This window comes from Nocardiopsis ganjiahuensis DSM 45031 (assembly GCF_000341085.1).
GTDB classification, from domain to species: domain Bacteria; phylum Actinomycetota; class Actinomycetes; order Streptosporangiales; family Streptosporangiaceae; genus Nocardiopsis; species Nocardiopsis ganjiahuensis.
Genome location: NZ_ANBA01000013.1, coordinates 337,388 through 359,170 on the forward strand (window position 1 = coordinate 337,388; position 21,783 = coordinate 359,170).

15 protein-coding genes are annotated in these 21,783 nt (G+C 67.6%); 12 read left to right on the forward strand and 3 right to left on the reverse strand.

Annotated features, from left to right (window positions below):
- Nucleotides 1-20: 20 nt before the first annotated feature.
- Together rplK and rplA are read left to right on the forward strand one after the other, a co-directional pair.
- Entirely contained in the window at nt 21-449 is a 429-nt protein-coding gene (gene rplK / locus D458_RS0119425) for a 50S ribosomal protein L11 (RefSeq protein WP_017578654.1), read from the forward strand.
- An 88-nt stretch (nt 450-537) separates the two neighbouring features.
- Nucleotides 538-1,215 (forward strand): 50S ribosomal protein L1, encoded by a 678-nt coding sequence (gene rplA / locus D458_RS0119430; protein WP_017588415.1) that lies wholly within the window; start codon nt 538-540, stop codon nt 1,213-1,215.
- A gap of 81 nt (nt 1,216-1,296) precedes the next feature.
- Here rplA and D458_RS0119435 read toward each other — a convergent pair whose 3' ends face one another.
- From D458_RS0119435 to D458_RS0119445, 3 genes are all read right to left on the reverse strand, one after another.
- On the reverse strand, nt 1,297-2,154 hold the full coding sequence (locus tag D458_RS0119435) for an LppX_LprAFG lipoprotein (protein WP_017588416.1): 858 nt from the start codon (nt 2,152-2,154) through the stop codon (nt 1,297-1,299).
- A gap of 140 nt (nt 2,155-2,294) precedes the next feature.
- Nucleotides 2,295-3,167, reverse strand: coding sequence for a hypothetical protein (locus D458_RS0119440; RefSeq protein WP_017588417.1), 873 nt, complete (start codon nt 3,165-3,167; stop codon nt 2,295-2,297).
- Between the two features lie 58 nt (nt 3,168-3,225).
- Nucleotides 3,226-3,987, reverse strand: coding sequence for a hypothetical protein (locus D458_RS0119445; protein ID WP_017588418.1), 762 nt, complete (start codon nt 3,985-3,987; stop codon nt 3,226-3,228).
- Between the two features lie 320 nt (nt 3,988-4,307).
- Between D458_RS0119445 and rplJ the strand changes: the two genes are divergently transcribed.
- The 10 genes from rplJ (at nt 4,308) to rpsJ (ending at nt 21,782) form a co-directional block, all read left to right on the forward strand.
- Nucleotides 4,308-4,835 (forward strand): 50S ribosomal protein L10, encoded by a 528-nt coding sequence (rplJ, locus tag D458_RS0119450; protein ID WP_017588419.1) that lies wholly within the window; start codon nt 4,308-4,310, stop codon nt 4,833-4,835.
- 97 nt (nt 4,836-4,932) lie between these two features.
- Entirely contained in the window at nt 4,933-5,316 is a 384-nt protein-coding gene (gene rplL / locus D458_RS0119455; protein WP_017588420.1) for a 50S ribosomal protein L7/L12, read from the forward strand.
- Between the two features lie 866 nt (nt 5,317-6,182).
- The gene (rpoB, locus tag D458_RS0119460; protein ID WP_026119482.1) at nt 6,183-9,650 is read left to right on the forward strand and encodes a DNA-directed RNA polymerase subunit beta; all 3,468 of its coding nucleotides are present in this window, start codon (nt 6,183-6,185) and stop codon (nt 9,648-9,650) included.
- Between the two features lie 34 nt (nt 9,651-9,684).
- Complete coding sequence (locus D458_RS0119465; protein ID WP_017588422.1) at nt 9,685-13,563, forward strand: DNA-directed RNA polymerase subunit beta'; 3,879 nt, start codon at nt 9,685-9,687, stop codon at nt 13,561-13,563.
- A 149-nt stretch (nt 13,564-13,712) separates the two neighbouring features.
- Complete coding sequence (locus D458_RS34905; RefSeq protein WP_026119483.1) at nt 13,713-16,463, forward strand: hypothetical protein; 2,751 nt, start codon at nt 13,713-13,715, stop codon at nt 16,461-16,463.
- A 471-nt stretch (nt 16,464-16,934) separates the two neighbouring features.
- Nucleotides 16,935-17,306: a 30S ribosomal protein S12 gene (rpsL, locus tag D458_RS0119475; RefSeq protein WP_014912437.1), complete on the forward strand. Its 372-nt coding sequence runs from the start codon at nt 16,935-16,937 to the stop codon at nt 17,304-17,306.
- A 2-nt stretch (nt 17,307-17,308) separates the two neighbouring features.
- Entirely contained in the window at nt 17,309-17,779 is a 471-nt protein-coding gene (gene rpsG / locus D458_RS0119480; RefSeq protein ID WP_017543010.1) for a 30S ribosomal protein S7, read from the forward strand.
- Between the two features lie 45 nt (nt 17,780-17,824).
- Entirely contained in the window at nt 17,825-19,936 is a 2,112-nt protein-coding gene (fusA, locus tag D458_RS0119485) for an elongation factor G (RefSeq protein WP_026119484.1), read from the forward strand.
- A gap of 83 nt (nt 19,937-20,019) precedes the next feature.
- Entirely contained in the window at nt 20,020-21,213 is a 1,194-nt protein-coding gene (tuf, locus tag D458_RS0119490; protein WP_017588424.1) for an elongation factor Tu, read from the forward strand.
- A gap of 260 nt (nt 21,214-21,473) precedes the next feature.
- A complete protein-coding gene (gene rpsJ / locus D458_RS0119495) occupies nt 21,474-21,782 on the forward strand; it encodes a 30S ribosomal protein S10 (protein WP_013156110.1) in 309 nt (102 codons plus the stop codon).
- The last annotated feature ends 1 nt before the right edge of the window (nt 21,783 follow it).

The following is a 21,783-nucleotide window of genomic DNA, read 5'->3' on the forward strand; positions in this document are numbered from 1 at the left end:
GATCAGGCAAAGGACCCGATATGCCTCCGAAGAAGAAACTTGCCGCACTCGTCAAGGTGCAGCTCCCCGCCGGTCAGGCGACCCCGGCGCCGCCCGTTGGTACCGCTCTCGGTCCGCACGGCGTCAACATCATGGACTTCTGCAAGCAGTACAACGCTGCTACCGAAGCCCAGCGCGGCAACGTCATCCCCGTAGAGATCTCCATCTACGAGGACCGTTCCTTCACCTTCATCACCAAGACGCCCCCGGCGCCGCGGCTGATCCTGAAGGCCGCCGGTCTGGACAAGGCCGCCACCGACCCGGGTCGCAGCACCGCCGGTTCGATCACCGCCGACCAGGTCCGTGAGATCGCGCAGACCAAGCTGCCCGACCTCAACACCGACGACATCGAGGCCGCGTCCAAGATCGTCGCCGGTACCGCCCGTTCGATGGGCATCGAGGTCAAGTAGCTCCCTTTCGGGGTTGCTCGACGGTAAGAACCACCGTGGCAGGGCCAGGCGCTGGCCCAATGACCACACGTTCCCGTAGGAGAACAGCGTGAAGCGCAGCAAAAACCACCGCAATGCCAACAACCTGGTGGACCGTGACCGGTTCTACGGCCCCGCCGAGGCCCTGAAGCTGGCCAAGGAGACCACCAAGGTCAAGTTCGACGCGACCGTCGAGGTCGCCCTGCGCCTGGGCGTCGACCCGCGCAAGGCCGACCAGATGGTCCGCGGCACCGTGAACCTGCCGAACGGCACCGGCAAGACCGCTCGGGTCCTGGTCTTCGCGACCGGTGAGCGTGCCGAGCAGGCTCGTGCCGCGGGCGCGGACATCGTTGGCGACGACGAGCTGGTCGAGAAGGTCCAGAACGGCTTCCTCGACTTCGACGCCGTCGTGGCCACCCCGGACCTCATGGGCAAGGTCGGCCGCCTCGGCCGCGTGCTCGGTCCGCGTGGCCTCATGCCCAACCCCAAGACGGGCACCGTCACCCCGGACGTGGCCAAGGCCGTGACCGAGATCAAGGGCGGCAAGATCGAGTTCCGCGTGGACCGCCACGGGAACCTGCACTTCATCATCGGCAAGGTGTCCTTCGACGACGCCAAGCTGATGGAGAACTACCAGGCCGCGATGGACGAGGTCAACCGCCTCAAGCCGTCCGCCGCCAAGGGCCGCTACATCAAGAAGGCCGTGGTCACCACCACGATGGGCCCGAGCATCCCGCTCGACGCCTAAGGCCTTCGCGCTCCTCGTGTGACAGACGAGCGGCCCCCGCCTCCTCAGGGAGTGCGGGGGCCGCTCGCGTGTGTGCGGGGGTTACGGCTGCATGGCGCCGATCTCTTCCTCGGCGGGCACCTCGAAGGAGGTCGACCCGAGGGCGGAGAACTCCATGGCCACGTCGGCCTCGTCGTCGGAGAACTCCATGCGCATCGGGAAGCCGTCAGCGTCGATCCACAGGGTGACGTCCAGGGATCCGGCGATGCTGCCGCCCATGAGCTCCTTGAGCGCGGCGGCCTGCGCGGTGTCGAGCTCGCCCAGCTCCTCGCCGGTCATCGAACCCGCGACGACGGTGGTCTCCACCCCGTCGATCGTCTCGTTCCCCGTCTCCTCGGCCTGGTCGAGCTCGGCGAGCGCGCCGGCGAGCTCGGGCAGCGACTCGACGTCGAAGACCTCGTCGGGGTTCTGGTCCATGTTGGACGCGTCGGTACGGATCCAGGCGGTGTCACCGTAGAGGCCGTTCTGGTTGGCCATCAGCGGGTCCTGGCCCTCTTCGACGATGACGACGATGGTGCCGAGGTCCTCCGCGGTGACATCGGCGGGCAGCTCGCCACCGAGGGACATCAGGTCGAACATCATCTCGCCGAGGAACGGCATGTTCATGGTGCTCTGGACGGCCGCCGGGTCGTCCATCACCTCGGAGACCATGGAGATCTCGATGTCGCCCAAATCCTCGTCGGGCATGGACATGTCCATGGTCAGGGTGTAGTTGGTGACCTCCTGGGTGTTGTCGCCCAGGCTGCTGAGCAGCTCCGAGAGTCCACCCTTCTGCTCCTCCTGCTCCTCCTCCACCGCGTCGACGGCGGTTTCGTCGGCCGCGTCGTTGCCGCAGGCGGTGAGGGCGAGGACCAGGGACAGGGAGCCGGCGGCGATCACGGCCGGAGTGCGGGTCTTCAAGGGGAAGCGTTCACTTTCTCAATGGGGGAAGAACAAGGACGCGACTGGGAGCGGGACGTCCTTCGAGCTCTGATACTCCCACCTGAGACGGACATTCCGGTCACTCGGTTCCGTCGGGTGCGAGGATCGGAATCAGTTCCTCACCGGACGGTGACCTCGTCCTCGGACGGGATCTCGAAGGAGGCACTGCCCACCTCGGTGAACTCCAGGACGCCCTCGGAACCGTCGCCGGACAGCTCCATCCGCACGGGGAAGCCGTCGGCGTCCACCCACAGGGTCACGGCCAGTTCCTCGGGCGTCCGGCCGAGCAGGGTGTTCAGGGACTCGCGCTGATCCTCCGCCAGGGCGGCCAGACCCTCGTCGTCCAGGGTTCCCTCGATCACGGCGGCCTCGCCCCCGTCGACCTTCTCGGTGCCGGTGTGCTCGGCCCCCTCCAGGGTGCTCAGGGAGTCCACCAGGTCGGACAGCTCCGTCACCTCGAAGTCCAGGGGCATGTCGACGGAGACCGAGCTCCCGGGGTCCCCGCTACGCAGCCACGGGGTGTCCACCCCGTAGATCCCGTCCGAGTCGTCGACGTAGACCAGCCCGTCGTGGGAGATGTACTCGTTGCGGGCCAGCTTCTCCACGGTCGCGCCTTCGGGGACGCTGCCGTGCTCCTCGAAGGCCTCCATCGCGAGTTCGCCCGCGTAGGGCATCTCGCTGACGCAGTGGTGGGCCTCCGGTTCGGCCATGACCGTGCAGGAACCGGTCCTGGTCAGGTCGCCCTCCTCCAGGCCGTCCGCGGAGACGTCGGCTGCGACGGTGTAGGAGGACACCGAGCCGAAGGCCTCGGTCAGTCCTTCCAACAGCTCGGGGACGTCGACCGGGGCGGTCTCCGTGGACTCCTCGGCGGCGTCGGCCGCCTCGGTCTCCGGGGCCGGGCCCGGTTCGGCGGAGCCGCAGGCACTCAGGGCGAGGGTGAGGGACAGGGTGAGGCAGCCCGCTGTGAACAGGGCGGGCACGGGGGACTTCACGGGGGGCGTTCGCTTTCTGAACCGGGGGCGCGTCAGGGAGCGGGAGCGCCCGGCCGGGTCATGATGCCACGGGTTCGCTGACCTCGTCGCCGTTGGGGACGTGGAAGGAGGTCCGGTCGCGGTCGGAGAACTCCAGCCACAGCGACGCCTCCTCTCCGGAGGACTCCATACGTACCGGGAAGCCCGACCGGTCCACCCAGACGTACACGTCCAGGGCCCCGGAGGCGTCCTCGCCGAGCAGGGGCACGACGGCGTCGCGCTCGGCGGCCGCGCCGTCCGCCGCGGCGGGCAGGACCCCGGTCAGCGGGAGGGCTTCGGTGCGACCGACGCTCTCGGCGGGGCCCGCCTCGGCCCCCTCCATCCCGGCGAACAGGTCGACCAGTGCGGACAGGGAGGCGAGGTCGAACACCTCGGCAGGGGCGGGCGCGGGCAGCAGGTCATCGCCCCGGACCCACTCGGTGGGGGCACCCAGCAGGTCCCCGGTGTCGTGCAGCAGGGCCTCGCCGTCCTCCGGGTAGACCACGACCAGCTCCGATCCGTCGGCGCGGGTCAGGGTGGCCCGTACCGCGGCGGGGGAGTCGGAGACCTCGTAGGACAGACGCGTCCCCGAACCGTCCGGTCCGTCCGGTGAGCCGGGGCCGAAGCCCAGTTCCAGGGTGTAGTTGTCGGCCCGGTCGGCGGCGTCGGCCAGGGCCGAGAGCAGCGCCTCGGGGTCGGCCTCCTCGTGCCAGGGCCGGTCCGCGGCGCTCAAGACCACGCATCCCGAGAGGCCGAGGGCGAGAACGCAGGTGAGGGCAGCGGTGGAACGGGGGGACTCCACGGGGGAACGGGCTCCTTCTGCGCGGGGGGTGGCGACGGTCATACGTATCCGTATCAGACCGCAGACCAAAGCACTCCCGCGGTCGGCTAGTATCAGTAATTGCCGAAGACCGCTGGTAGTCACCCGCTCGGGTGACCCAAGGACCCGTTGATGGGCGCCCGCGCAGGTGTCACCAGAGCTTTCCCGTTCCGGTACGTGCCAGTCACGTCCTGAGAACGCGGTCGTGCCCCGTGCGCCTCGCGCTCGGGGCTTTTTCTCGTGCTGACGCCGATCGTGGAGTCCTTGGGAGTCAACCAGCGTTCACTGTTGGAAGGAGTCCCATGGCGAGGCCGGACAAGGCAGCCGCGGTCGCCGAACTCGCGGACCAGTTCCGTGAGTCGAACGGCGCCGTGCTGACCGAATACCGGGGGCTCACTGTCGCGCAGATCACTGAACTGCGCAACAGCCTCGGCCAGACTGCGCGTTTTCGCATCGTCAAGAACACGCTGACCAAGATCGCGGTCAAGGACGCCGGTGTCGACGAGCAGATCACCGATCTGCTCGAGGGCCCGTCCGCCATCGCCTTCGTCCACGGGGACGTTGTCGAGGCCGCCAAGGGTCTGCGTGACTTCTCGAAGGCGAACTCGCCCCTGGTGATCAAGGGCGGCATCATCGACGGCAAGTCGATGAGCGCCGAGGACATCACCAAGCTGGCCGATCTGGAGTCCCGAGAGGTTCTCCTCTCGAAGCTTGCCGGCGCGCTCAAGGCCAAGCAGGGCCAGGCCGCCGCCGTCTTCCAGGCGCTCCCGTCCAAGGCCGTGCGTCTCGCACAGGCCCTGGCGGACAAGCGTTCCGAGGAAGCCGCTTAAACCCCATGAACCACGGCGGGTGCCGACGGCGCCCGGCTATTGGCTCGCACGATGCGCCGTCGGGCGCGCGTGTCGTTAGAGAAAGAGAGATCGCATCATGGCGAAGCTCAGCAACGAGGACCTGCTTGCCGCGTTCGAGGAGATGACCCTCCTCGAGCTCTCCGAGTTCGTGAAGCTGTTCGAGGACAAGTTCGACGTCACCGCTGCCGCCCCGGCCGCCGTCGCCGTCGCCGGCCCCGCCGGTGCCGCTGCCGCCGAGACCGAGGAGCAGAGCGAGTTCGACGTCGTCCTCGAGTCCGCCGGTGACAAGAAGATCCAGGTCATCAAGGAGGTCCGCAGCCTCACGAGCCTGGGCCTCAAGGAGGCCAAGGACCTCGTCGACAACGCCCCGAAGGCTCTCCTCGAGGGTGTCAACAAGGAGGCCGCCGAGAAGGCGAAGGCCGCCCTTGAGGGCGCTGGCGCCACCGTCACCCTCAAGTAGTCCTCCGCGGGCCTCAGACGCCCGCTGGTCTGCGCGAAGCGGCCGTTCCTCCTCCGGGAGGGGCGGCCGCTTTCCTGTGTCCTGGGACGTCTGGAGGGCGCCTGGCGGCGTCCGGGAGGCGCCGGAGGGGCGCCCGCGGGAGGTCGGGGGATTCGGTCCGTCGAGAACCCCGGCGTTCCGGTCCGCTCGTGGAGCCCGAACGCCCCCGCGGGCTGGGGCCCGACGTCCCGTATGTCGTGAACGACGCCGTGTCTGAACCGTCGTGAGCTGGGTGATGTGCGAAGCTGTGCCTGTCCGGGGGGAGAAACCCCGAGCTCGCGTGTGCGAACTGTCCCTTGGACGCGATAACCTCCCGTCCCGGGAATCTTGACGGGGCTCGGGGAGAGTGTTTACCCGCCTGGGGCGGGGGAACCTTTCCGGGTGTCCGTTGGCTCACATCCCCCGTGGGGCCAGGGCAGGCGCGCTGTTACACCCTGATGGTCCAGGGCCTTCCCCCGGGGATGTCCGTGAAGACGGTTCCACCGTCCACCGGGACCCGGCCCGGAGCTGTCAGCTCCCACCGGAGTCGCTGCTGGTCGGGCGGTGGGCTTGACGGATCGCTCTCCAGGGGTGATCCTGCCGGTGTCGTGAGTGGCGCTGTGGACCGTGAGTGGACAGCGGTGTGGTGTTCGGCTACACTGCTCTTTTGCGCTGCCCTTTGGTGATCCCTGTGTCGGAGTTCGGCTTCCGCCATCCCATTCTTCTGGAATCCGGAAGGCCCGTTCCCGCTCGATGTGACCGTCTCAACCGCGTTGCGGCGGTCCTTCTCGTGACGGATCGTCTGGCGTGCGCGCTTCAACCGCCACAAGCCTTCGGAAGGACCCCTGTTGGCAGCCTCGCGCAACGCCTCCGCTAACGCCCTTGGTCCGCACCGCGTTTCTTTCGCCCGTATCCAGGAGCCCCTCGAGGTTCCCAACCTTCTGGCCTTGCAGACCGAGTCGTTCGACTGGCTGCTTGGCAACGACACGTGGAAGACCCGGGTCGAGACGGCCCGCAACGCCGGCCGCAAGGACGTTCCGGAGCAGTCCGGTCTCGAAGAGATCTTCGAGGAGATCAGTCCGATCGAGGACTTCTCGGGCACGATGTCGCTGTCGTTCCGCGACCATCGGTTCGAGCCGCCCAAGTACTCCGAGGAGGAGTGCAAGGACAAGGACATGACGTACTCCGCCCCGATGTTCGTCACGGCGGAGTTCATCAACAACGACACCGGTGAGATCAAGAGCCAGACGGTGTTCATGGGCGACTTCCCGCTCATGACCGTCAAGGGCACCTTCATCATCAACGGCACCGAGCGCGTTGTCGTCTCCCAGCTGGTCCGTTCCCCGGGTGTGTACTTCGACAAGTCCGTCGACAAGACCTCGGACAAGGACCTCTTCGGCTGCAAGGTCATCCCGTCCCGCGGTGCCTGGCTGGAGTTCGAGGTCGACAAGCGCGACTTCGTCGGCGTCCGCATCGACCGCAAGCGCAAGCAGGGCGTCACCGTCCTGCTCAAGGCGCTCGGCTGGACCACCGACCAGATCCTCGAGCGCTTCGGCCAGTACGAGTCGATCCGCAACACCCTGGAGAAGGACCCCACAGCGGGCACCGACGACGCGCTGCTGGACATCTACCGCAAGCTGCGCCCGGGAGAGCCGCCCACGAAGGAGTCGGCCCAGGCGCTGCTGGAGAACCTGTACTTCAACCCCAAGCGCTACGACCTGGCCAAGGTCGGCCGGTACAAGATCAACAAGAAGCTCGGCCTCGACACCGACTTCACGCAGGGGACCCTCACCGAAGAGGACATCGTCGCGACCATCGACTACATGGTCCGCCTCCACGCGGGCGAGGTCGAGAAGGAGACCGTCCTCGGTCTCCGTCCGGTCGAGACCGACGACATCGACCACTTCGGCAACCGTCGCCTGCGCACCGTCGGCGAGCTCATCCAGAACCAGGTCCGCCTGGGCCTGGCCCGCATGGAGCGCGTCGTCCGTGAGCGGATGACCACTCAGGACGTCGAGGCGATCACGCCGCAGACCCTGATCAACATCCGTCCCGTCGTGGCCTCCATCAAGGAGTTCTTCGGCACCTCGCAGCTGTCCCAGTTCATGGACCAGACCAACCCGCTCGCGGGCCTGACCCACAAGCGCCGCCTCTCGGCGCTGGGTCCGGGCGGTCTGTCCCGTGAGCGCGCGGGCTTCGAGGTCCGAGACGTTCACCCGTCCCACTACGGCCGCATGTGCCCGATCGAGACCCCTGAGGGCCCGAACATCGGTCTGATCGGCTCGCTCGCCGCCTACGGCCGGGTGAACTCCTTCGGGTTCGTGGAGACCCCGTACCGGAAGATCATCGACGGCAAGGTCTCGGAAGAGGTCCACTACCTGACCGCTGACGAAGAGGACCTCTACGTCATCGCGCAGGCGAACACCCCGATGAACCCGGACGGCACCTTCGCCGAGCCCAGCGTGCTCGTCCGCCGTAAGGGCGGGGAGTTCGAGCAGGTCAGCACCGACGAGGTCGACTACATGGACGTGTCGCCGCGCCAGATGGTGTCGGTCGCCACCGCCATGATCCCGTTCCTGGAGCACGACGACGCCAACCGCGCGCTCATGGGCTCCAACATGCAGCGCCAGGCCGTGCCGCTGCTCCGCGCCGAGTCGCCGTTCGTCGGCACCGGCATGGAGTACCGCGCCGCCACCGACGCCGGTGAGGTCATCCTCGCGGAGAAGGCGGGTGTCGTCGAGGACGTCACCGCCGACTACGTCACCGTGATGGCCGACGACGGCACGCGCAAGACGTACCGCATGGGCAAGTTCCAGCGCTCCAACCAGGGCACCTGCTTCAACCAGCGCCCGATCGTCCACGACGGTCAGCGCATCGAGGCCAAGCAGGTCCTCGCCGACGGTCCGTCCACGGACCAGGGCGAGATGTCGCTGGGCAAGAACCTCCTCGTGGCGTACATGTCCTGGGAGGGGCACAACTACGAGGACGCGATCATCCTCAGCCAGCGCCTGGTGCAGGACGACGTCCTCTCCTCGATCCACATCGAGGAGCACGAGGTCGACGCCCGTGACACCAAGCTGGGCCCGGAGGAGATCACCCGCGAGATCCCCAACGTCAGCGAGGAGGTCCTGGCCGACCTCGACGACCGGGGCATCATCCGCATCGGCGCCGAGGTCGTCGACGGTGACATCCTCGTCGGCAAGGTCACGCCCAAGGGCGAGACCGAGCTGACCCCGGAGGAGCGCCTGCTGCGCGCCATCTTCGGCGAGAAGGCCCGCGAGGTCCGCGACACCTCCCTGAAGGTGCCGCACGGCGAGACCGGCAAGGTCATCGGCGTCCGCGTGTTCAGCCGCGACGAGGGCGACGAGCTCGCCCCCGGCGTCAACGAGATGGTCCGCGTCTACGTGGCCCAGAAGCGCAAGATCACCGACGGTGACAAGCTCGCCGGCCGTCACGGCAACAAGGGCGTCATCTCGAAGATCCTGCCCCAGGAGGACATGCCCTTCCTGGAGGACGGCACCCCCGTCGACATCATCCTCAACCCGCTGGGCGTGCCCGGCCGAATGAACGTCGGCCAGGTACTCGAGGTCCACCTGGGATGGCTGGCCAAGAACGGCTGGCTGGTCGAGGGTGTCGAGGAGGAGTGGCAGAAGTCGCTGCACGCGATCGGAGCGGCCGAGGTCGAGCCGAACTCGCGCGTGGCCACGCCGGTCTTCGACGGCCTGCACGGTGACGAGCTCAGCGGCCTCATCCAGTCGGTCCGCCCGAACAAGGACGGCAACCGCCTCATCAACGAGGACGGCAAGGCCCGCCTGTTCGACGGCCGCACCGGTGAGCCCTTCGCCGAGCCGATCTCCGTCGGTTACAAGTACATCCTGAAGCTCCACCACCTCGTGGACGACAAGATCCACGCCCGCTCCACCGGCCCGTACTCCATGATCACGCAGCAGCCGCTGGGTGGTAAGGCGCAGTTCGGTGGCCAGCGATTCGGTGAGATGGAGGTCTGGGCGCTGGAGGCCTACGGTGCCGCCTACGCGCTCCAGGAGCTGCTCACCATCAAGTCCGACGACGTCGTGGGCCGTGTCAAGGTCTACGAGGCCATCGTCAAGGGCGAGAACATCCCCGAGCCGGGCATCCCTGAGTCCTTCAAGGTGCTCATCAAGGAGATGCAGTCGCTCTGTCTGAACGTGGAGGTGCTGTCCAGTGACGGTATGTCCATCGAGATGCGGGACAGTGACGAGGACGTCTTCCGCGCCGCGGAAGAACTGGGAATCGACCTGGGCAGGCGAGAGCCGAGCAGTGTCGAAGAGGTCTAACTTCCGCGGAATTCGAGAGCAGGGGACGAATTAAGTGCTCGACGTCAACTTCTTCGACGAGCTGCGGATTGGCCTCGCCACCGCCGACGACATCCGCCAGTGGTCACACGGCGAGGTCAAGAAGCCCGAAACCATCAACTACCGCACCCTCAAGCCCGAGAAGGACGGACTCTTCTGCGAGAAGATCTTCGGTCCGACCCGGGACTGGGAGTGCTACTGCGGCAAGTACAAGCGCGTCCGCTTCAAGGGCATCATCTGTGAGCGCTGCGGCGTCGAGGTGACCCGTGCCAAGGTGCGCCGTGAGCGGATGGGCCACATCGAGCTGGCCGCTCCCGTCACGCACATCTGGTACTTCAAGGGCGTGCCCTCCCGTCTGGGCTACCTGCTTGACCTGGCGCCGAAGGATCTCGAGAAGATCATCTACTTCGCCGCCTACATGGTCACGTGGGTGGACACCGAGGCCCGTGAGCGCGACCTCCAGTCGCTCGAGGCACGGATCTCGGTCGAGAAGCAGCACCTGGAGCAGCGCCGCGACTCCACCATCGAGGAGCGCCACCGCAAGCTCGAGGCCGACCTGGCCGAGCTCGAGGAGCAGGGTGCCAAGGGCGACGCGCGCCGCAAGGTGCGCGAGGGCGCCGAGCGTGAGATGCGCCAGCTGCGCGACCGCGCCCAGCGCGAGATCGACCGCCTCGACGAGGTGTGGAGCCGTTTCAAGAACCTCAAGGTCCAGGACCTCGAGGGCGACGAGATGCTCTACCGCGAGATGCGCGACCGCTTCGGGAAGTACTTCCGCGGCGGCATGGGCGCCCAGGCCATCCAGGACCGCCTCTCCAACTTCGAGCTGGACGAGGAGGCGGAGAAGCTCCGGGAGACCATCCGTACGGGCAAGGGCCAGAAGAAGGCCCGCGCCCTGAAGCGGCTCAAGGTCGTCTCGGCGTTCCTCAACACCACCAACAGCCCCATGGGCATGGTGCTGGACTGCATCCCGGTCATCCCGCCGGACCTGCGTCCGATGGTGCAGCTGGACGGTGGCCGCTTCGCGACCTCCGACCTCAACGACCTGTACCGTCGCGTCATCAACCGGAACAACCGCCTCAAGCGGCTTCTGGACCTCGGCGCGCCCGAGATCATCGTCAACAACGAGAAGCGGATGCTGCAGGAGGCCGTCGACGCGCTGTTCGACAACGGCCGCCGCGGCCGCCCGGTCACCGGTCCCGGTAACCGCCCGCTCAAGTCGCTGTCCGACATGCTCAAGGGCAAGCAGGGCCGTTTCCGTCAGAACCTGCTCGGTAAGCGAGTCGACTACTCCGGCCGTTCGGTCATCGTCGTCGGCCCGCAGCTGAAGCTGCACCAGTGCGGTCTGCCCAAGCAGATGGCCCTGGAGCTCTTCAAGCCGTTCGTGATGAAGCGCCTGGTGGACCTGAACCACGCGCAGAACATCAAGAGCGCCAAGCGCATGGTGGAGCGGTCCCGTCCGGTCGTGTGGGACGTCCTCGAAGAGGTCATCACCGAGCACCCGGTTCTGCTGAACCGTGCTCCCACGCTGCACCGTCTGGGCATCCAGGCCTTCGAGCCGCAGCTGGTCGAGGGCAAGGCCATCCAGATCCACCCGCTCGTCTGCACGGCGTTCAACGCCGACTTCGACGGTGACCAGATGGCCGTGCACCTGCCGCTGTCCGCCGAGGCCCAGGCCGAGGCGCGGCTGCTGATGCTCGCCACCAACAACATCCTCAAGCCGTCCGACGGCAAGCCCGTGACCATGCCCACCCAGGACATGATCATCGGTCTGTACTACCTGACGACCGAGCGTGCGGGTGCCGCGGGCGAGGGCCGTGCCTTCCGCTCCCCGGCCGAGGCCATCATGGCCTACGACCTGGGCGCGCTGGACCTGCAGGCCAAGATCCGACTGCGTATCGCCGACGGCGCTCCCGCGCCCAAGGACTGGACGCCGCCGGAGGGCTGGGAGCCGGGTGACGTCTACGTCCTGGAGACCACTCTGGGCCGGTACCTCTTCAACGAGGCCACCCCGGTGGACTACCCGTACGTCAACTTCCAGGTGGGCAAGAAGCAGGTCTCGGTCCTGGTCAACGACCTCGCCGAGAACTACCCCAAGGTCCAGGTCGCCACGACCCTGGACGCCCTGAAGGACGCCGGTTACCGCTGGGCCACCCGGTCCGGTCTGACCATCGGCATCGAGGACGTCGTCGCGCCTCCGCAGAAGGCCGAGATCCTCGGTGGCTACGAGCGCAAGGCCGACAAGATCCAGCGCGAGTACGACCGCGGTCTGATCACCGACGACGAGCGCCGCCAGGAGCTCACCGAGGTGTGGACCCAGGCCACCGCCGAGGTCGCCAAGAACATGGAGGACAACTTCCCCTCCGACAACCCGGTGTGGATGATGGTCCAGTCCGGTGCTCGTGGTAACCCGATGCAGGTGCGCCAGATCGCCGGTATCCGTGGCCTGGTCTCCAACACCAAGGGTGAGACGATCCCGCGTCCGATCAAGTCCTCCTACCGTGAGGGCCTGTCCGTGCTGGAGTACTTCATCTCCACTCACGGTCAGCGGAAGGGTCTGGCCGACACCGCCCTGCGTACCGCCGACTCGGGTTACCTGACCCGTCGTCTGGTGGACGTCGCGCAGGACGTCATCGTCCGCGAGATCGACTGCGGCACCGACCGCTCGCTCTGGCACGAGATCGGCGAGAAGAACGCCGCCGGTGTCGTCGTGCGCAAGCACAACGTCGAGAACACCGGTTTCGGCCGGACGATCGCCGAGGACACGCTGGACCCCGAGGGCAACCTCGTGCTCCCGGCGCTGTCCGACACCTCCGAGCAGAACATCGACAAGCTCGTCGCCCACGGGGTCACCCGCGTGCGCATCCGCTCGTCGCTGACCTGTGAGGCGAAGATCGGTGTCTGCACCACCTGCTACGGCCGCTCCATGGCGACCGGCAAGCCGGTGGACGTCGGCGAGGCGATCGGTATCATCGCGGCCCAGTCCATCGGTGAGCCCGGTACCCAGCTGACCATGCGTACCTTCCACATGGGTGGTTCGGCCGGTCAGGACATCACCCACGGTCTGCCCCGTGTCCAGGAGCTCTTCGAGGCCCGTATCCCGAAGGGTATGGCCCCGATCTCCGAGATGGAGGGCCGGATCCGGGTCGACGACACCGAGAAGAGCCGCAAGATCGTCGTCATCCCCGACGACGGCACGGACGAGATCGCCTACCCGGTCCCGATGCGTGCGCAGCTCCTGGTGAGCGACGGCGACCACGTCAAGGTCGGCCAGCAGCTCATCCAGGGTGCGATCAACCCGCACGAGGTGCTTCGCATCCAGGGCCCGCGCGCGGTGCAGCAGCACCTCGTGTCCGAGGTCCAGGAGGTGTACAAGTCGCAGGGTGTGTCCATCCACGACAAGCACATCGAGATCATCGTCCGCCAGATGCTCAAGCGAGTGAACATCCTGGAGTCGGGCGACACCGAGCTTCTGCCCGGTGAGATGGTCGAGCGGCCCAAGTTCGAGCGGATCAACCGACGCGTCGTGTCCGAAGGCGGCCAGCCGGCCGCCGGACGTCCGGTGCTGCTGGGTATCACCAAGGCCTCGCTGGCCACGGAGTCCTGGCTGTCGGCGGCCTCCTTCCAGGAGACCACCCGCGTGCTGACCGAGAACGCGATCCACGGCAAGAGCGACCCGCTGCTCGGCCTCAAGGAGAACGTCATCATCGGTAAGCTCATCCCGGCCGGTACCGGTATTCCGCAGTACCGCAACATCCGGGTGGAGCCGACCGAGGAGGCCAAGGCCTCGATGTACTCGGTCTCCGGTTACGAGGAGCCGAGTGAGTACACCTTCGGTCAGGGATCGGGCGAGGCCGTTCCGCTGGAGGAGTACGACTTCGGGCCGTACAACCGGTAAGCGCCAACCTGAACGTTGGCTGAGCTGACGGCGGCGGTCAGCCACCCCCACATCCGGGGGTGGCCCCGCCGCCGTTTCGTCGTTGTCGGTCGACACACTGCTGTGTTGACGGGGAGAGGGCGCTACGGCGCCGGCGGGAGAGCAGGCAAGTGACTGATAACGGGGGCGGATCACCGGGCAACCGGGGTTCCGAGGCGGACGCGGACTCGTGGTTCAAGCCCAGCGAGAACCGCAACCGCAAACAGTCGGAGTACCAGGATCCACTGGAGAACGAGGGCGCGTCCGAGGGCGACGCCCCGGCCGGTGGCGCGGTCTTCCCCGACAGCGGAGGCTACGCGGGGCTGAGCGCGTCGCGTCCGGCCATGGTCGAGCCCTACCCGGACGCGCTGGGCGGACCGCCCGCGGCGGAGCAGCCCCAGTTCGTCCCGGGGGCCATCTCGTACCCGGGGGCCGGTACGTCGGCCTACCAGCCGGTGACGCGCATCCCCGGGGACAGTGATCCGCTGGGGACCCCGAGAGACGACAACGACCCGGGCGGCGGCACGGAGGAGTCCGTGAGCCCCGCCCCCACCGGCGGTTACCCGGGTATCGCCGCGAGCGCCCAGGTCCCGCTGCCGCCGGAGGACCCCGAGAGCCCTTCGGAACCGGCGCACGACAGCTGGGCGACCGGCACCAACGACTCGTGGGCCCCCGAGCCCGCGCGAGAGGCACCCGCGCCGGAGACGCCCGCCGAGGCCCCGGCCGACGACACCTGGGCGGCTGACGCCCCGGCCGACGCGTGGTCGAGGCAGGAGCCCGCCGCCCCGGCGGCCGACACGTGGTCCCCAGAACCTTCCGCCCCGGCCGCTGACGCGTGGTCTTCCGAACCGCCCGTTCCGGCGACGGACGCGTGGTCGAAGCAGCCGCCTGCTCCGGCGACCGACGCGTGGTCGAGGCAGGAGCCCGCCGCCCCGGCGGCCGACGCGTGGTCCCCAGAACCTTCCGCCCCGGCCGCTGACGCGTGGTCTCCCGAACCGCCGGCCCCGGCGACGGACGCGTGGACACCCGAACCGCCCGCACCTGTCGCTGACGCGTGGTCGAAGCAGGAGCCCGCTCCGGCGACCGACGCGTGGACACCCCCGGCTGAGGACTCCTGGGCCCCGCAGGCGTCCCCGGAGCCCGCTGCGCCCCCCGTGGGTGAGCCGTGGGCCCCGCAGCCCGCCCAGGACGCCTGGGAGGCTCCGGCCGAAGAGCTCTGGAAGCCCGAACCGGCCCAGGAGCAGCCGAGCGAGTGGCAGGGCACCGGCGGCCTGGACAGCTGGAGCCCCGCCCCGGACACCGGGGACGAGTGGAAGGGCGCGGGTACCACCGAGCCGTGGGCCGAGCCGGCCGCCCAGCCGTGGGCCGACCACGCCCACACCCCGTCTCCCGGCAGCGACCGGTACGACGACGAGCTCTCCCCGCGGCCCGCGCCGCCGCTGGACGGGCCCGCGGCCCGGACCGCGGACCAGTACGGGGAGCGGTACGACGACGAGCTCTCCCCGTCCTTCTCGGACGCGGTACCCGCCGACCAGGGCGGGCTCGGCAGCGGGAGCGGCAACACCTGGGCCTTCGACCGCAACGACCCGCGCCTGCCCGACGTCGTCCGCGACGCCGAGCGCCGCCGCAGGGAGTCGGCACCGGAGAAGCCCTCGTTCACCGAGTGGGGCGCTGACACCGGCTGGGACGGCGGGACCGGTGAGGAACGTCCGGCGGAGCAGGAGGGCAACCCCGACACGGGTGAGCTCTCCGCCGCCGTGCCGACCTCCAGCGACCCCCTGGCCGCCATCGCCGACATGCAGTCGCGGGCCAAGGCCAAGGAGACGTCGGAACCGCAGGACGAGCTCGGGTCCGAGCCCGGGCAGGAATGGGACGAGCGGCCCTGGGACGCGCCCGCGCGGGCCGAGGCCGCCTGGGACCCGCAGCCCGCCGAGGAGCCGGCCCCGGCCTCCTGGGAGGGGACGCCCTCCGCGGGCGACGACTCCTGGCGGGGCGGCGAGGGCGCCACCCAGATGTTCACGGCGCCCTCCTTCGACCGGGCCCCCGGGCTCGGGGGACGGGGCTACGACGAGCTCGGTTACGACGACCGGGGCCAGGACGCCCGGGGTTACGACGAGCGGGGTTACGACGAGCGGGACCACGGCGCTCAGGGTCACGGTGAGCTCGGTTACGACGACCGGGGCCAGGGCGTCCGGGGTTACGAGGACCGGGAACACGGGGAGCTCGGTTACGAGGACCGGGACCACGGCGCCGCGGCTTACGGCGAACAGGGCCACGACGAGCTCGGTTACGGGGAACGGGGTTACGGGGAGGCCGACTACGACGAGCTCGGCGGGCCCGCGGCCGACCGCGGTCCGGTGGCCGCCGGGGTCCCGTCCGACCTGGGCTCCGGGCCCTCCTTCGACCAGGGACCCTTCGACCAGGGGGCCGACGGCCGGGACCGCGAGGGGCAGCCGGCCGAGGACCGGGCCCCGGAGGGGGAGTCGGACTACGAGGACGGCTTCACCCCCGCGGACTACGGGATGCCGGAGCGGCCCAAGCCGTCCCGGCGCCGCAGGGACCGGATCGCCGAGGACTTCCCCGGCTTCGACGACGCCACGGAGAGCGGGGACTACCCCGGCTACGACAGCATCGACTTCCTGGCCGACACCGAACCCGGGGCGAACGTCACCCTGTGGCTGGGTGTGGCCTCGCTTATCCCCGGTCTCGGTGTGATCACCGCGGTCCTGGCGCTGTTCGTCACCGGCCCCAAGGCGAAGAAGGCGATCCGTGAGTCGCGCGGGGCCCTCGACGGCCTGGGCCGGATCACCGCCGGCACCGTCTTCGCGGTCATCGGCATCGTGGTGACGGTGATCTCCCTCGCGATCTGGTTGGTGCTGTAGCTTCTCGGCCGCTCCCGGGGCACAATGGGACCCCTGGGAGCGGCCGTTCACTCTTTGCGGCCCTCCGCCCGCCTTCCGGCGGGAACATGGGGCGAAACGAGTCCGGAAGCGCGTAGACTGTTGGTGACCCACGGCTACGCGAGAACCGGTTCCGCTTGTCTCGCCATGTCGCACACCGTTTTGACCGCATGTTCGGTTAGCGGTAGCCTGTGTGATTGTGCCCGTGAGTCGACGGGTCACACGTGTGTGTGCGGCGCCCCAGTCCTCCACAGGACGGACGCAAGGCGCGCAGCGCATGTGAACCCCCTCCTGTGAATCGGCCTTTCGGCCGGGTGTGCACCCGTTCGCCATGCGTGGCAACGAGGGCGACACGCCCGACCTCGGGGGTCGGGGAGGTTCGGGAAATTCAGCAGGTCAATAGCGATATCGGCTACGAGAACCGGCGTAGGTCACGAGGAAGACGGAGACGCGGTGCCCACCATCCAGCAGCTGGTCCGCAAGGGCCGACAGGACAAGGTCGCAAAGAACAAGACCCCGGCGCTGAAGGGGAGTCCGCAGCGTCGTGGTGTGTGCACGCGTGTCTACACCACTACGCCGAAGAAGCCGAACTCCGCTCTGCGTAAGGTCGCTCGCGTCAAGCTGAGCAGCGGCATCGAGGTCACGGCCTACATCCCCGGCATTGGTCACAACCTCCAGGAGCACAGCATCGTGCTGGTTCGTGGCGGTCGTGTGAAGGACCTGCCGGGCGTTCGCTACCGAATTGTCCGCGGTTCGCTCGACACCCAGGGTGTCCGAGGCCGCAAGCAGGCCCGTAGCCACTACGGCGCCAAGAAGGAGAAGTAAGCATGCCGCGCAAGGGCCCGGCGCCGAAGCGCCAGCTCATCACCGACCCGGTCTACGGCTCGCCGCTCGTCACCGCACTGATCAACAAGGTGCTCCTCGACGGCAAGCGCTCCATCGCTCAGGCGGTCGTGTACGACGCCCTCGAGGGTGCTCGTGAGAAGTCCGGTCAGGACCCGCTCGTCGTCCTCAAGCGAGCCCTGGACAACGTCAAGCCCGCGCTGGAGGTCCGCAGCCGCCGCGTTGGTGGCGCGACCTACCAGGTGCCGGTCGAGGTCCGCGCCTCCCGGTCCACCACGCTGGCCCTGCGCTGGCTGGTCTCCTACTCGCGTCAGCGTCGTGAGAAGACCATGACCGAGCGTCTGATGAACGAGCTGGTTGACGCCAGCAACGGTCTGGGCGCGGCTGTCAAGAAGCGTGAGGACACGCACAAGATGGCCGAGTCGAACAAGGCCTTCGCCCACTACCGCTGGTAACCCCGCGGCGAATCGATTCCTTGAGACCTAGGGAAGACGAGCCTCATGGCTAAGACTTTGCTTGACCTGGCCAAGGTCCGCAACATCGGCATCATGGCCCACATCGACGCGGGCAAGACGACGACGACTGAGCGGATCCTCTACTACACCGGTGTGACCCACAAGGTGGGCGAGGTCCACGATGGCGCCGCCACGATGGACTGGATGAAGGAGGAGCAGGAGCGGGGTATCACCATTACCTCGGCTGCTACCACCACCCACTGGGACGACCACACCATCAACATCATCGACACGCCTGGCCACGTCGACTTCACGGTCGAGGTCGAGCGGTCGCTGCGTGTGCTCGACGGTGCCGTCGCGGTGTTCGACGCCAAGGAAGGCGTCGAGCCCCAGTCGGAGCAGGTCTGGCGTCAGGCCGACCGTTACAAGGTCCCGCGGATCTGCTTCGTCAACAAGATGGACAAGATCGGCGCCGAGTTCCAGCGCTGTGTCGACATGTTCCGTGAGCGCCTCGGCGCGAACGCCATGCCGATCCAGCTCAACATCGGTGCTGAGAGCGACTTCAAGGGCGTCATCGACCTCGTGAAGATGAAGGCCTACGTCTGGAACGACGAGGCCGCGCTCGGCGAGATGTACGACACCGTCGACATCCCCGAGACTCACACCGAGGCCGCCCGCGAGGCCCGCGACCAGTTCATCGAGACGCTGGCCGAGGCCGACGACGAGATCATGGAGCTGTACCTCGAGGGCCAGGAGCCCACCGAGGAGCAGCTGGTTCCCGCGATCCGTCGCGCCACCATCGCCGGCACCGCGATCCCGATCGTCTGCGGCACCGCGTTCAAGAACAAGGGCGTCCAGCCCCTGCTCGACGCGGTCACCGCATACCTTCCCTCGCCCCTGGACGTGGACGCCATCGAGGGCCACGACCCCAAGGACGAGACCGAGGAGACGAAGCTCGAGCGCAAGCCGAGCGTCGACGAGCCGATGTCCGCGCTGGTCTTCAAGATCATGAGCGACCCGCACCTGGGCCGTCTCACCTACCTGCGCATCTACTCGGGTGTCCTCAACACCGGTACCCAGGTTCTGAACAGCCTGAAGGGCCGGAAGGAGCGCATCGGCAAGATCTACCGCATGCACTCCAACAAGCGTGAGGAGATCTCCGAGGCGGGCGCGGGCGACATCGTCGCGGTCATGGGTCTGAAGGACACCACGACGGGCGAGACGCTCTGCGACCAGTCGGCTCCGATCGTCCTGGAGTCCATGACGTTCCCGGCTCCGGTCATCGAGGTGGCCATCGAGCCGAAGACCAAGAGCGACCAGGAGAAGCTGGGCATCGCGATCCAGCGTCTGGCGGACGAGGACCCCTCCTTCCAGGTGGCCTCGGACGAGCAGACCGGCCAGACCGTGATCTCCGGCATGGGTGAGCTGCACCTCGAGGTGCTGGTCAACCGCATGCGCGACGAGTTCAAGGTCGAGGCGAACATCGGTAAGCCCCAGGTGGCCTACCGAGAGACCATTCGCAAGAAGGTCGAAGGCCACGTCTACACCCACAAGAAGCAGACCGGTGGGTCGGGCCAGTTCGCCAAGGTCAAGATCGACCTCGAGCCGCTCGTGGCCGAAGAGGGCGACGCGTCCGGGTACGAGTTCGTCAACTCCGTCACCGGTGGCCGCATCCCGCGGGAGTACATCCCCTCGGTCGATGCCGGCTGCCAGGAGGCCGCTGAGCTGGGTGTGCTCGCGCACTACCCGCTCGTCGGCATCAAGGTGACGCTGCAGGACGGTCAGTACCACGACGTCGACTCCTCCGAGATGGCGTTCAAGACCGCTGGTTCGATGGCCTTCAAGGAGGCCGTCAAGCTCGCGAAGCCGACGCTGCTCGAGCCGGTCATGGCCGTCGAGGTCACCACTCCTGAGGAGTACATGGGTGACGTCATCGGTGACCTGAACTCCCGCCGTGGACAGATTCAGTCCATGGACGAGCGTTCCGGTGTCCGGATCGTCAAGGCCCAGGTGCCCCTTTCGGAAATGTTCGGCTACGTGGGTGACCTGCGCAGCCGTACGCAGGGTCGAGCCAACTACTCGATGGTGTTCGACTCCTACGCGGAGGTTCCGTCCGCTGTCGCCCAAGAAATTGTGGCGAAGGTTCGCGGCGAATAGTCGCGAACACGAAACCCGACTGTTCCCCGTGCCCGCGGGGTTGGACCACAGTCAGATAGATCTGTACGTCTAGGAGATTTCCAGTGGCGAAGGAAAAGTTCGAGCGGACTAAGCCGCACGTCAACATCGGCACCATCGGTCACATTGACCACGGCAAGACCACGCTGACCGCGGCCATCACCAAGGTGCTGCACGACGCGTACCCGGAGCTGAACCCGTTCACCCCGTTCGAGGACATCGACAACGCTCCTGAGGAGCGCGAGCGCGGTATCACCATCTCCGTCGCTCACGTCGAGTACCAGACCGAGGCGCGTCACTACGCTCACGTCGACTGCCCCGGTCACGCTGACTACGTGAAGAACATGATCACGGGTGCCGCGCAGATGGACGGCGCGATCCTGGTCGTGGCCGCCACCGACGGCCCGATGCCGCAGACCAAGGAGCACGTGCTCCTGGCCCGCCAGGTCGGCGTCCCCGCCATCGTCGTCGCCCTGAACAAGGCCGACATGGTGGACGACGAGGAGATCTTCGAGCTCGTCGAGCTCGAGGTGCGTGAGCTCCTCAGCGAGTACGAGTTCCCCGGCGACGACGTTCCCGTCACCAAGGTCTCGGCGCTCAAGGCGCTCGAGGGCGACGCCGAGTGGGGCAAGTCCGTCCTGGAGCTCATGGGCACGGTCGACAGCTTCATTCCGGAGCCCGAGCGTGACACCGAGAAGCCCTTCCTCATGCCGATCGAGGACGTCTTCTCGATCACCGGTCGCGGCACCGTCGTCACCGGTCGTATCGAGCGCGGCATCGTCAACGTCAACGAGACCGTTGACATTGTCGGCATCAAGGAAGACAAGCAGACCACCACCGTCACCGGTGTTGAGATGTTCCGCAAGCTGCTCGACCAGGGCCAGGCCGGCGACAACGTCGGTCTGCTCCTGCGCGGCATCAAGCGCGAGGACGTCGAGCGCGGCCAGGTCGTGATCAAGCCCGGCACGACCACCCCGCACACCGAGTTCGAGGGCCAGGTTGTCATCCTGTCCAAGGACGAGGGTGGCCGCCACACGCCGTTCTTCAACAACTACCGCCCGCAGTTCTACTTCCGCACCACTGACGTCACCGGCGTCGTGACGCTGCCGGAGGGCACTGAGATGGTCATGCCCGGTGACAGCACCGAGATGTCCGTCCAGCTGATCCAGCCGGTCGCGATGGAAGAGGGCCTCAAGTTCGCCATCCGTGAGGGTGGCCGGACCGTGGGCGCGGGTCGCGTCATCAAGATCCTCAAGTAGCACACACACGTTGGGGTGGCCCCTCTCGGAGCCGCCCCAACGTGGTGGGTGGGCCGCTTCACCGCGGCCCACCCACCACACACACAAGACGTCATCGGGCTCTGTGACGGTGACGCACCGCAGGGGCAAGCCCTGTTGCGGTTTCTCAAGGGAATAGGGGCTCACGGCCAACACGCCGGCGGATTCGCCGACGGGCCTGGGCGTCTGTGACCGGGACAGCTCACCGTTACGGACACTGAAGCGAAGGACGAACAGGCCACATGGCGGGACAGAAGATCCGCATTCGGCTAAAGGCCTATGACCACGAGGTCATCGACAGCTCGGCGCGCAAGATCGTTGAGACTGTGACGCGAACTGGCGCACAGGTCGCGGGCCCGGTGCCGCTGCCGACGGAAAAGAACGTTTACTGCGTTATCCGATCGCCGCACAAGTACAAGGACTCGCGCGAGCACTTCGAGATGCGCACCCACAAGCGGCTGATCGACATCATCGACCCCACGCCGAAGACGGTCGACTCGCTCATGCGACTCGACCTCCCGGCTGGCGTTGACATCGAGATCAAGCTTTAAG

What these genes read in the sequence shown, in the direction of transcription:
- rplJ (WP_017588419.1), top strand. Translation starts at nt 4,308, where the DNA reads ATGGCGAGGCCGGACAAGGCAGCCGCGGTCGCCGAACTCGCGGACCAG.
- rpsG (WP_017543010.1), top strand. Translation starts at nt 17,309, where the DNA reads ATGCCGCGCAAGGGCCCGGCGCCGAAGCGCCAGCTCATCACCGACCCG.
- rplK (WP_017578654.1), top strand. Translation starts at nt 21, where the DNA reads ATGCCTCCGAAGAAGAAACTTGCCGCACTCGTCAAGGTGCAGCTCCCC.
- rplL (WP_017588420.1), top strand. Translation starts at nt 4,933, where the DNA reads ATGGCGAAGCTCAGCAACGAGGACCTGCTTGCCGCGTTCGAGGAGATG.
- fusA (WP_026119484.1), top strand. Translation starts at nt 17,825, where the DNA reads ATGGCTAAGACTTTGCTTGACCTGGCCAAGGTCCGCAACATCGGCATC.
- rpsJ (WP_013156110.1), top strand. Translation starts at nt 21,474, where the DNA reads ATGGCGGGACAGAAGATCCGCATTCGGCTAAAGGCCTATGACCACGAG.